Genomic DNA, 11,020 nt, shown 5'->3' on the forward strand with positions numbered 1-11,020 from the left:
CTCGATCAAGGCGTTCCAGGTAAAAGGACACACCGGAGCGTCAGGCGCAGAGCCGGCGCGCCACCCGCAGGTCGGTGATGAGCACGTTCACCCAGCCGCCCTCGACGGCCGCCCTGATCGCGGCGAGTTTCCGCAGGCCGCCCGCGATGCCGACGCGCCGCTCGACGGCGCGGAACGTCGCCGAGTCGATGCCGATGACGCGCCGGTCGAGGGCCGAGGCGACGGGCTTGCCGGTGGCGTCGAAGAAGTGCAGGCAGACGTCGCCGACCGCGCCGAGGCCGCGCAGCTCCTCCTGGTCGGCCGGCCCGGGAACGCCGCCCGGATCCCCGCCCGGATCCCCGCCATCGTGGACGCCGCCCGGGTTCAGGCTGCCGATGCCGGTCAGCGTGAGGGTCAGGTCGCGCCACTGGGCCTGCACCTCGGCCAGGTCGGGGTCCTGCAGCAGCGCCTCCCGGATCGCGCTGGTGGCGACCACGCCGGGCAGCGGCACGAAGACGGGCCGGGCGTTGGTGAGGTCGGCCAGTCGGGCGATCAGCCGGGTGGCGTGCACCTGCGCCTCGGGCCGCCCGAGCCCCCCGGCGAGCTGGATCACCCGCTCGGCGGCCCGCGCGTTCTTCTGCGGCAGGCGGCTGACCGTGGCCTGGAGTGTCCGGCTCCAGGGTGTGATGCCGACCACGTCACCGCCGATGAGGGTGACGTCCAGGTAGGCCGCCGCCGCCGTCGCGAGCGGCGGGATGACGTCCTCCTGGAAGTCCTCGACGTCCACCACCACGGCGTCGCGCAGCCCGTACCGGCGCTGCAGCTCCTCCTCCAGCTCGGTGTGCACGCCGTCGGGCAGGGTGACCACGGTGCGCACCAGGCCCCGCGTGACCGCCTCCTTCAGCAGCCGGGACACGCGGGGCTGCGAGAGGTTGAGCGCGGCGGCGATCTCCGGCTGGCGGATGCCCTGCTCGTGGTACATGCGCGCCACGCGGGCCAGGAGCCGCAGGTGATCCCTGGTCACGTCCTGTTCCGGGTCCTGGGTCACCGCACCGCCCTTCTACGTGAGGCCGACTGTGCGATCAGTGTAGGGCCCGCCGCGCGGGGGTTCGGCGTCGCGCGGTCAGGACGACACGCTGGTGGGACGTGAGGGACGGGGCGCCGTCATCCGCGCTGCTGGAGGAGGATCGTCGTCACTCCTGTTGAAGGGTCGCGCCTCGTCCGGCGTGGTCGTCGGGACGGCGGGCGGGTGCCCGGTGCGGCCGGCCGGTTCGAGGTGCTGCGGCGCCGGTACGGAGCCGCCGGGAGCGGGGCTCTGGGAAGGGGAACCGGAGGCGCCGATGGTGTCCGCCGGTACGGGCGTGGGCGTGGGCTCGCCTGCCGGTGCCGGTGTCGCCGTGATCGTCGTTGTGACGGACAGCGCCGGAGTGGAGGTGGCTTCCGGGGTGGCGGACCTGCTCCCCACCGGGGTCGCCACCGTCCGCATCCGGCGAGCGGAGATGCCGGGCTCGGCGTCCTTGTCCCTGCCACGAGTGGGCTCGGGACGCGCGCTCTTGCGCGCGGGCTTGCCGGTGAGCTGCTCGGACACGGTCTTGCCGGCCACGGTCTGGTAGGCCAGGACGCCGCCCATGCTGATGGCGAACACCAGCCCGGTGGTGACCGCCACCTTCCCCCACGGCAGCCTCTTCAGCTCACCGGTGCGCTCCAGGTAGTGCGCGTACACGGCGGTCCCCGCCGTGGTGCCGACGGTCATCAGCGCCGCGCCGAGCACGGTGCCGGCCACCCCGAGGTAGGAGGCCGCCACCGCGGCGGTGGCCGCGGCCAGCGCGTTTCCCGCGAGTCGCGGCCCCGTCAAGTCCGAATTCCGCTGAACGTCGCCCATGCCTGAGCCCGGTTCCCCTTCTTGATCTGTACTTTCGACAACAGGCCTTGCCCGGCCGCGGGTCCGCGGGGGCGTCATGGGCACTACCGGCCGTGGGACTCCCAGCGACGCCGCACGGCGTCCCGCGCGACGAGCCCGCGCTGCCGCGCCTCGGCGGCCAGGTCGCGCAGGCCGCCGGCGGAGCCGTGCGGGTGGTGGCGCAGGAACGCGCGGAGCTGCACGCCGCCGATTCCCAGCAGAGCGAGCAGGAGAGTGATTTCCAGGGCCGAGACGGCCGCGATTGCGAAGAAGATTGCCGTGATCACTGGGATGACTCCAGCCGCCGGTCAGGCGGCGGTATTGATGGGTTCAGCGGTCAGCGAGGGGTTCGTTGGGAAAAGTGTAGGTTCGTCGCCTGTCCTCGCCCCATCGGCTCGCCGCCGCTTGGACGAGGTTTTGCCCTTCCGGACGCCGTTGCTGGCACCGGCGAGGTTTGCGGCCTGACCTGCGTGCTTCGTCCGCTCCGCGGTGCGCGCCGAGAAGGCGATCTTGCGGGCGGGCGCGTCCCCGTGGCGCGGTGAGCGCTGGGGACGGCGGCGGGATACCGGCTCATCCTAACGGAGCTCCAGGTGGGCGCCTCGCGCAACCCCCGTCCGGCGGTGGATCCGGCTGCCTGATACTGTGACGATCTCGTCAGAGGATCGTCCTTGGGAGGTGGGACCCATTACCGCTGTACCAGTCAGGGTGCTCCCCTCGCGAAGCGCGGCCCACAGGGATTAGGTGACCGCGGGAGCGCCCATCGGCATCCCGAAAGGCTCCCATGTCGGTTTTTTCGTCATCTATCGCTACCACTGCCATCGTCGCCCGCCTCCGCGCCGCCGGATGCGTCTTCGCCGAGGACGAGGCAGGGCTGCTCCTGTCCACCGCGTCCACCCCTGCCGGCCTCGACGCCATGGTGGCGCGCCGGGTGGCCGGGGAACCGCTCGAACACGTGCTGGGGTGGGCGGAGTTCTGCGGCCTGCGCGTGTACGTGGAGCCGGGGGTGTTCGTGCCCCGGCCGCGCACCGGGTTCCTCATCTCGGCGGCCGTCGGGCTGGCGGGTGAGGCCGGGGGCACGCCTGTGGTGCTGGACCTGTGCTGCGGGACGGGCGCGATGGGCGCCGCCGTGGTGGCGGGCCTCGGCCGGGCCGAGCTGCACGCCGCCGACCTCGACCCCGCCGCCGTCCGCTGCGCCCGGCGCAACCTGTCCGGTACGGCGTCCGTGTACGAGGGCGACCTGTACGAGCCGCTGCCCGCCACGTTGCGCGGCCGGGTGGACATCCTCATCGCCAGCCCCCCGTACGTTCCGTCGGAGTCGGTGGGGCTGCTGCCGCCCGAGGCCCGCCTGCACGAGCCGCTGCTCGCGCTGGACGGCGGCGCCGACGGGCTCGACGTGGTGCGGCGGGTGATCGGTGGGGCGCCCGGGTGGCTCGCTCCGGGCGGGCGGTTGCTGGTGGAGACGAGTGAGCGGCAGGCGGAGGCGACCGCTGACGCCGTGCGGGCCGCCGGGCTGGACGCGCGGGTGGCCACCTCCGACGACCTGGACGCCACGGCCGTCATCGGCACCCGCCACCCCTGACCCGCGCTCCGGGCGGGTCGCGCCTCCGGCAGGGCGTGGGTTTGCGGCGGTCGTGCTCACCGGAGGGCGGGTGAGGCGGCGGTGTTAGGGTGATCGTCGATGGCACAGAAGGGACTGGCGCGGGACACCGTCGTGCGCGCGGCGCTGGAGCTGCTCGACGAGGCCGGCCTGGACGGCCTGTCCGTGCGCCGCCTGGCCGCCCGCCTCGGCGTCCAGAACCCGGCGCTCTACTGGCACTTCCGCAACAAGCAGGAGCTGCTCGACGAGATGGCCCGCGAGCTGCTCGCCCACGACATGGGCGGCCCGGCCGGGGGCGAGGGCTGGCGGGAGTGGCTGGCCCGCCGCGCGCACCGCTACCGGCGCACGCTGCTCAGCCACCGCGACGGCGCGCGGCTGATCGCGACCGGCAACCCCGGGCCCGACGTGGCCAGGAGCTTCGAGGCGGAGCTCAGGACACTCACCGGGCTCGGCTTCACCCCCGCCCAGGGCCTGCACGCGATCACGGCGATCAGCCACTACACCCTCGGTTTCGTGCTGAACGAGCAGGCCGGGCTCGACCGCCGCAGCCGCGGCGACAGCCCCGACCTGGAGGCGTACGCCAGAGACCACCCGCTCACGGTCGAGGGGGTCAGGACGGGCGGCGCGCCCACGAGCGACGAGGCGTTCGCGCACGGCCTGCGCCTCATCCTCGACGGGGTCGCCGCCTCGGCCCCCGGCGCCGCGCACTGATTTGCGCCTTTTGCAGTGCGGCATGCAATTGTTTTCTTCGTGGACTTCCACGGCGGGACACGCTTTCATGTCCTCCGTCGAATGCCGGGACGGAGGAACAATTGGCGCGTACACGCAGAATCATGAAAATCGCCCTGGCGTTCGCGGTGATGGCGGGCACGGCCCCGCCCGCCGCCGCGAGCGCCCCGCAGGAGCCCGTGCGGATCACCCGCTTCCTCGGCGAGCAGCGGATCCCGCACCTGGTGAAGTTCGGCGGCACGACGGTGGGCGGCCTGTCCGGGTTCGACCGTGACCCGCGCACCGGCGCCTGGTACTTCGTCTCCGACGACCGCTGGCGCTACAACCCCGCCCGCTTCTACACCGGCCGCCTGGCCTTCCACCGCAGGACGGGCGACTTCACCGGCGTCCGGATCACCGGCGTCACGACGCTGTACCGGCCCGACGGGACGCCGTACCCCGCCTACGGCAAGCCCGGCTCGGCCGACCCCGAGTCGATCAGGGTCGACCGGTGGAGCGGGCGGCTGCTGTGGGGCGATGAGGGAGACCGGCCGGACGACCGGAATCCGGATATTCCCATTTCGCATTCGAAGGTGCGCGGAATGAGCGTGGAAGGGCGGCAGGAGGCGGAATTGCCGCTGCCGTCGAATTTGCGTTTCCAGAGCGGGGAAAGCGGCCCCAGGCGTAATTTCGGATTCGAGGGGCTGGCCGTCACGGAACGCGCCATCACCGCCGTGACCGAGGGCCCGCGCTTCCAGGACGGGCCGACGCCGACGGCCGGCCGCGGCTCGATGACGCGGCTGACCGTGTGGGACCGCCGGGGCGAGGTGCGCGCCCAGTACGCCTACCCGCTCGACGCGCTGGCGGCCCCGCCGAACCCGCCGACCGGCCTCACCGACAGCGGCGTCTCGGAGATCCTGGCCATCGACGACCACCGCTACCTGGCCCTGGAACGTTCCTGGATCCAGGGCGTCGGCTACCGGGTCAAGCTGTACGAGATCGACCTGCGCGGCGCCTCGAACGTCCTGGACCGCGACTCGCTGACCGAGGCCGACACCTACCGGCCCGTCGCCAAACGGCTGGTGCGCGACCTGGGCGAGTTCCGCCCTCCGGTGCAGAACCTGGAGGGCATGGCCTGGGGGCCGAGGCTGGCGAGCGGCGAGTGCACGCTGGTGATCGGCTCCGACGACAACTTCTCCGAGGAGGAGGTGACGCAGTTCATGGCGTTCGGCGTCACGGGCTGCCGCTGACCCCGTACCGTCACATGCCGTGGATGCGGCGCCCGGTGATCCGCTGGGGGACGATGCGGATGTAGAGCTGCCGCTCGCCCCCCGCCCACGGGGTGACGCCGGAGCCCGTCACCTGGGCCGCCTCCTCCGGCGGCAGGTGGTGCGCGGGCCCCTGCACCAGCACGCTCCACCCCTCCCGGTTGGTCTCGTCGATGTTGTCGATCTGGAAGGCGATCAGGATGTCCACGCCTTCCAGGCCGCTGCGCAGGTCCTTGTCCATGGCCCCGCCCGCGGCGGTGCGGAAGACGACGGCGCCGTGGTGCACCTTGTAGTTGACCGGCAGCACCGTCGGCCCGTGCGAGCCGTTGAACGCCACCCGCCCGATCCCGCCCGGCTCGATCAGCCGCCGGCACTCCTGCTCGTCCAGCGTCTCCAGGGTCGGGTGGGCCATCGCGGGGCCGTGCCCCGGCGGCCGGTCCTGGCCGCCGCCCAGCAGGTCCTCCACCGTGGTGCGCAGCGCGTCCGCCAGCCGGTAGAGCGCGCCCGTGTCCGGGGTGTCGGCGTTCTCCTCCAGATATTTCAGGTAACCGGGTGACATGTCGGCCCGTTCGGCGACCTGCTCGCGGGTCAGCCCGAGCCGCTCCCGGTGATGGATGATGCGACGGCCGAGATCGCCTGTGCCTGCCATGATGACGTCCCCTCTGTCATGGATACGGGCCCCACGGTGGTCGGCCTCGATGAACACCTGGCGACCCCGGTAGCGGATCGGCATGGACATCGACCCGACCTCCCCGGGCAGCAGCGGGTCCAGCCGCAGCCCGTCCGCCCTGACCTCCAGGCCCAGGTAACAGCGCTGCAGCAGGTCGAGCGTGCCGCCCATGGCACCCAGATGGATGCCTTCCGCGGTGGTGCCGCCCTGCACGTCCTTGATATCGCTGTAGAGCGCCTCGGTGAAGAACCGCCACGACCGGGCCCGGTCCGGACGCGAGCGGGCCAGCACCCACGCGTGCACGACGGCGCTGAGGGTGGAGCCATGGCTGGTGCGCCGCAGGTAGTAGGCGACGGTCCGGGAGATCAGCTCGGGGCCGGCCGGGTAGCCGAGCCGCCGCAGCAGGCCGGTCAGCTCGCCGTCGGTCAGCAGGTAGCAGAGCATGAGCGTGTCGGCCTGCTTGGACGCCTTGTACCGGTTGACGTCGTCACCGTCGGCCTCCAGCGCCCGGTCCAGGCGGCGCACCCCCGCGTAGTGGTCCCAGTCGAGCTCCGCCAGGTCGCCGTAACCGGTGAACTGGCTGATCACACCGTCGTGGAAGTCGACCCGCAGGCGGTGGCCGACGTCGTCCCAGCGGGCCAGCTCGGCGGCGGTGGGCGCCACGCCCGGCGGCAGATCGGGGGCCAGCGCGGCGGTGTCGCGGGCGCGCGCCATCAGCCACGCGGTCATCACGTTCGTGTAGGCGTTGTTGTCCAGGCCGGGGACGTCCGCGCCCGGGTAGGCGTCGTGGTACTCGTCAGGGCCCATCACGCCGCGGATCTCGTACCGGTCGCCGGCGGGCACGGCCAGCGAGGCGAAGAACCTGGCGATGTCCAGCAGCAGCTCGGCGCACCACGGCGGCATCGCGCCGGTGGCCAGGTGGTGGTGCCACACGTTGTACGCGATGGCCAGGCCGACGTGCCGCTGCAGCCGCGAACGGTCCGGCAGCCAGCGGCCGGACTTCGGGTTCAGGTGCAGGGTCTGGGTCTCCTCGCGGCCGTCGCTGCCGCTCTGCCACGGGAACATCGCGCCCGCGTGACCGGCCGCGGCGGCCGCGTCCCGCGCCTCCGGCAGCCGCCGCCACCGGTACCGCAGCAGGCCGCGCGAGATCTCCGGGAAACGCAGGTCCAGCCAGGGCTGGACGAACAGCTCGTCCCAGAACACGTGCCCCCGGTACGCCTCGCCGTGCAGGCCACGAGCGGGCACCCCGGCGTCGAGGCCGGCGGTGTGCGGTGAGAGCGTCTGCAGCAGATGGAAGACGTGCAGGTGCACGGCCTGCGCCAGCTCCGGGTCCGCCACGTCCAGCCGGGCCCGCCGCCACAGCCGCTCCCACGCGGCCTCGTGCCGCGCGAGCAGCTCCTCGAACGGTGGCGCACGGCGCACGTGCCGCAGCGCCGACGAGCGCGCGTCGTGAGCGGCCGGATCGCGTGAGGACGTCAGCGACACCACCTTCGTCAGCCCGGCGGGCACCCCTTCGGCCAGGTCGAGGACGTGGTCGGAGTCGATGTGGTCGCCGCCCAGCACCGGCCGCCCGTGCGGGGCGGACGCCGGATCCACCTCGATCCTGGCGGCCAGGGCCACGGCCACGTGCGAGCAGCGGGTGCTCACCGTCAGCCAGGCCAGGTCGTCCTCCGAGCCGGTCGCGTGCCCCGTCAGGTGGTCGCCGCGCAGGTCGCGGTAGCGGGCCACGCCCTCATTGCGGACCCGGCCGTCCAGCGTGGCGCGCACCCGCAGCGGGCCCGACCAGTTCTCCGCCGTGAACGTGGTCCGCATCGCCGCCAGGTACGGGTCCGCCATCGACACCAGGCGGTGCTGGCGCACCCGGGTGACCCGGCCCTCCGCGTCACGCCAGCGCAGGTCGCGCAGCAGCACGCCGCGGCGCAGGTCCAGGACGTGCCGGTAGAGCGGCAGGTCAGCCTCCTCCGGGCGGAACCAGCCGGAGCCCGGGGTGGCGAACGTCAGCGGGAGCCAGTCGGGGAGGTTGACGATGTCCTCGTTCGTGACGGTGTGGCCGGCCACCACCGAATCGAGGCGGTTGTAACAGCCCGCCAGGTACGTGCCCGGGGAGCGCGGCTCGCCGTCGGGGGTGGCGCCGCGCGTGGCGAAGCGGCCGTTGCCCAGCGTGCACAGCGCCTCGCGCAGGCCCTCGCCCTGCGGCTCGAAACCCTCGTAGATCAGCTCCCAGGGGCCGGGCGGGGCATGGTCCACCGCAGGCCCACCCTTCACCGCAGGCGCACCGTTCGCCGCCGGGTCGCCGTCGCCGGGGGTGCTCACCGGCGGGTCACCGGCACGCGTCCCGTCACGTCCGCGTCCGCCAGGTCGGTCACGACCGCGCCGGCACCGGCGGCCAGCATGGCCGCGGCCTGCGTGCCGCTCCTGTCCACGGCGACCACCTGCCCGAACCCGCCCCGCCGCCCGGCCTCCACCCCCGGCAACGCGTCCTCCACGATCGCCACCTCGCGCGGCGCCAGCTCCAGCCGCCGCGCCGCCTCCAGGAACAGCGCGGGATCCGGCTTGCCGGGCAGGCCGAGCCGGGCCGCGTCGTTGCCGTCCACCAGCACGTCGAACAGGTGCAGCAGCCCCGCCGACGACACGACCGCCCGGCAGTGCCTGCTCGCCGAGACCACCGCCGTACGGCAGCCGCGCCGCCGCAGCTCGTGCAGCAGCGCGACCGTGGACGGGAAGGCGGCCACGCCGTGCCGGTGGATCTGCTCCACGAACAAGGCGTCCTTCGCCAGCCCCAGCCCGTGCACGGTCGGCGCGCCGGGCTCGTCGCCGGGCCCGCCCTCGGGCAGCGAGATGCCGCGCGAGGCGAGGAACGTGCGCACGCCGTCCAGCCGCGGCCGGCCGTCCACATGGGCGAGGTAGTCGGCGCGGATGTCGAACGGCGCCGAGCGCCCGCGCAGGAAGGCGTCGAAGACGTGCTTCCACGCCGCCGCGTGCACCCGGGCCGTGTCGGTGACCACGCCGTCGGTGTCGAGGACGACGGCGCGCAAGCCGGTCAGATCGAAGGTGGCCATGCCAGGACGCTACCCGCGCACACGCCGCCCAGCCATGACCGTCCGACCTCGTGCCTCGTTACCTCCGGCCCGTCACACGGGAAGCGGGAGCGCCCAGTGGGTACGTCTGTCACCAGGCCGCGCCACGTGAATCCCCGTTCCCACCGCATGGCAGGAGGCGCCGCATGAGAGCGTTGACCGTGAGGCTGTTGTCGTTGCTCGCCGCACTGGGGGTGGGGGTGGCGGGTTGCGGCGACGCCGGGCCGCCGCTCTCGCAGGGCACCACCACGCTCAGCCCCTCACCGGCCCCTTCCCCGGACGCCACCCCGGCCCCCTCCGCGGACGCCACCCCGGCTTCCTCGCCGGCCACGTCCCCGCCGCCGAGCGCGCCCCCCAGCAGCGCGCAGGCCGAGCCAGGCCCGGCCGAGACCCTGGTCGGCGGCCACTACCAGCCGCTGTGGCCGTTCTCCAGCCCACGGGAGGTGGCCGCCTGGCAGCGCGAGTACCGGGCGAGCGGCCACCAGCCGTGGCACCTCGACGCCCGCCTCACCGCCGTCGCCTTCAGCCGCGACTTCCTCGGCTTCTCCGGCATCGACCGCGCCGTCAAGATCGTGACGGACGGCCCGCACGCCCGCGTGCACGTCGGCTTCCGCTCCGACGACGCCTCCCGGCCGATGGTCGCGGCCGTCGTGCACCTCATGCGGTACGGCTCCGGCGAGGACGCCCCCTGGGAGGTGGTCGGCACCGACGACACCACGCTCTCCCTGACCAAGCCCGCGTACGGCGCCTCCGTCCGCTCCCCGGTGACCGTCGGCGGGCGCGTCACCGGCGTGGACGAGAGCATCAGGATCCAGGTCCGCCACCCCGGCTCAGAAACCCCGGTGGGGGAGCGCTGCTGCCTGGCGGCGGGCGGAGAGAACGCCCCGTGGTCGGCACGGGTCACGTTCACCGGACGGCAGGGGCGAGCGCTGACCATCGTGGCCTCCACCGGCGGCCACATCGCGGAGGTCGAACGCTTCGCGGTGACGGGAGTGACCGCGCCCTCCTGACCACACCCTGGTGATCGGGCCTAGCATGGGTGGGCATGGAGTTGCGGCAGCTCGAGTACTTCGTCGCCGTCGCCGAGGAGGCGGGCTTCACCCGGGCCGCCGCCCGGCTGCACGTCGCCCAGCCCGGCGTGAGCGCGCAGATCCGCCAGCTCGAGCGGGAGCTGGGGGAGCCGCTGTTCGACCGGTCGGGGCGCGGCGCCCGGCTGACCGCCGTGGGTGAGGCGGTGCTGCCGTACGCGCGCGCCGCGCTGGCGGCGGTGTCCGGGATGCGGCAGGTCGCCGACGAGTTCACCGGGCTGCTGCGCGGCCGCGTCGTGATGGGCGCAGTGGCCACGCCGTCCGTGCTCGACCTGCCGGGCATGCTGGCCGCCTTCCACGAGCGGCACCCGGCCGTGGAGATCTCGCTCGTCGAGCCGGGCGCCGAGCAGCTCCTCGACGGCGTGGCCGGCGGGCGGTTCGACCTGGGCCTGCTCGGGCTGGGCGCCCCGCTGCCACCGGGCCTGGACGTGCAGGTCGTGGTGGACCAGGCGCTGGTCGCGGTGGTGCACCGGAGGCACGAGCTGGCCGGGGCGCGGTCGATCAGGATCGCGGAGCTGAAGGGGCTGCCGCTGATCAGCCTGCCGCCGGGCACGGGGCTGCGCACGACGCTGGAGGAGGTCTGCGGGCGGGCGGGGTTCGCGCCGCACGTGGCGTTCGAGGCCGGCGAGCCGTACGTGCTGGGACAGCTCGCGGCGCGCGGGCTCGGCGTGGCCGTCCTGCCGGAGTCGGCGGTCGCCGGGGCGGAGCCGGAGCTGCACGTGCTGGCCGTCGT

Annotated in this window: 10 protein-coding genes; 5 read left to right on the plus strand and 5 right to left on the minus strand. The window is 73.8% G+C overall.

The features are described from left to right. Window positions 1–40: 40 nt before the first annotated feature. The 3 genes from FXF51_RS43475 to FXF51_RS43485 all read right to left on the minus strand — a co-directional run bounded on the left by FXF51_RS43475 (window position 41) and on the right by FXF51_RS43485 (window position 2,166). Window positions 41–1,027: a sugar-binding transcriptional regulator gene (locus FXF51_RS43475; protein ID WP_222871724.1), complete on the minus strand. Its 987-nt coding sequence runs from the start codon at window positions 1,025–1,027 to the stop codon at window positions 41–43. A 75-nt stretch (window positions 1,028–1,102) separates the two neighbouring features. Next, window positions 1,103–1,834, minus strand: coding sequence for a hypothetical protein (locus tag FXF51_RS43480; RefSeq protein WP_148440630.1), 732 nt, complete (start codon window positions 1,832–1,834; stop codon window positions 1,103–1,105). Between the two features lie 110 nt (window positions 1,835–1,944). Next, the gene (locus FXF51_RS43485) at window positions 1,945–2,166 is read right to left on the minus strand and encodes a hypothetical protein (RefSeq protein ID WP_148440631.1); all 222 of its coding nucleotides are present in this window, start codon (window positions 2,164–2,166) and stop codon (window positions 1,945–1,947) included. Between the two features lie 494 nt (window positions 2,167–2,660). Here FXF51_RS43485 and FXF51_RS43490 point away from each other — a divergent pair, with 494 nt between their 5' ends. From FXF51_RS43490 to FXF51_RS43500, 3 genes are all read left to right on the plus strand, one after another. Continuing rightward, window positions 2,661–3,458 carry a putative protein N(5)-glutamine methyltransferase gene (locus FXF51_RS43490; protein ID WP_148440632.1) on the plus strand — a complete coding sequence of 266 codons (798 nt, stop codon included), beginning with the start codon at window positions 2,661–2,663 and terminating at the stop codon, window positions 3,456–3,458. Window positions 3,459–3,557: 99 nt separating this feature from the next. Then, entirely contained in the window at window positions 3,558–4,187 is a 630-nt protein-coding gene (locus FXF51_RS43495) for a TetR/AcrR family transcriptional regulator C-terminal domain-containing protein (protein ID WP_262380217.1), read from the plus strand. Between the two features lie 122 nt (window positions 4,188–4,309). Beyond that, on the plus strand, window positions 4,310–5,434 hold the full coding sequence (locus tag FXF51_RS43500) for an esterase-like activity of phytase family protein (RefSeq protein ID WP_148440633.1): 1,125 nt from the start codon (window positions 4,310–4,312) through the stop codon (window positions 5,432–5,434). A gap of 10 nt (window positions 5,435–5,444) precedes the next feature. Here the strand turns inward: FXF51_RS43500 and FXF51_RS43505 are convergent, their stop codons facing one another. Beyond that, complete coding sequence (locus FXF51_RS43505) at window positions 5,445–8,369, minus strand: pyridoxamine 5'-phosphate oxidase family protein (RefSeq protein ID WP_148440634.1); 2,925 nt, start codon at window positions 8,367–8,369, stop codon at window positions 5,445–5,447. A gap of 62 nt (window positions 8,370–8,431) precedes the next feature. After that, a complete protein-coding gene (locus tag FXF51_RS43510; protein ID WP_148440635.1) occupies window positions 8,432–9,181 on the minus strand; it encodes an HAD family hydrolase in 750 nt (249 codons plus the stop codon). 164 nt (window positions 9,182–9,345) lie between these two features. On the opposite strand from FXF51_RS43510, the gene FXF51_RS43515 reads away from it, so the two are divergent. Together FXF51_RS43515 and FXF51_RS43520 are read left to right on the plus strand one after the other, a co-directional pair. Further along, window positions 9,346–10,209, plus strand: a complete 864-nt coding sequence (locus tag FXF51_RS43515; RefSeq protein WP_148440636.1) for a hypothetical protein — start codon at window positions 9,346–9,348, stop codon at window positions 10,207–10,209. 35 nt (window positions 10,210–10,244) lie between these two features. After that, window positions 10,245–11,020, plus strand: a 776-nt coding sequence (locus tag FXF51_RS43520) for a LysR family transcriptional regulator (protein WP_148440637.1), incomplete at its 3' end; no start/stop codon positions are given.

The sequence above is a fragment of the Nonomuraea sp. PA05 genome, assembly GCF_008086045.1.
GTDB lineage: Bacteria > Actinomycetota > Actinomycetes > Streptosporangiales > Streptosporangiaceae > Nonomuraea > Nonomuraea monospora.

Excerpts from the sequence above, each read along its gene's own strand:
- FXF51_RS43490 (WP_148440632.1), top strand. The coding sequence starts at position 2,661 with ATGTCGGTTTTTTCGTCATCTATCGCTACCACTGCCATCGTCGCCCGC.
- FXF51_RS43495 (WP_262380217.1), top strand. The coding sequence starts at position 3,558 with ATGGCACAGAAGGGACTGGCGCGGGACACCGTCGTGCGCGCGGCGCTG.
- FXF51_RS43500 (WP_148440633.1), top strand. The coding sequence starts at position 4,310 with ATGAAAATCGCCCTGGCGTTCGCGGTGATGGCGGGCACGGCCCCGCCC.
- FXF51_RS43510 (WP_148440635.1), bottom strand. The coding sequence starts at position 9,181 with ATGGCCACCTTCGATCTGACCGGCTTGCGCGCCGTCGTCCTCGACACC.
- FXF51_RS43515 (WP_148440636.1), top strand. The coding sequence starts at position 9,346 with ATGAGAGCGTTGACCGTGAGGCTGTTGTCGTTGCTCGCCGCACTGGGG.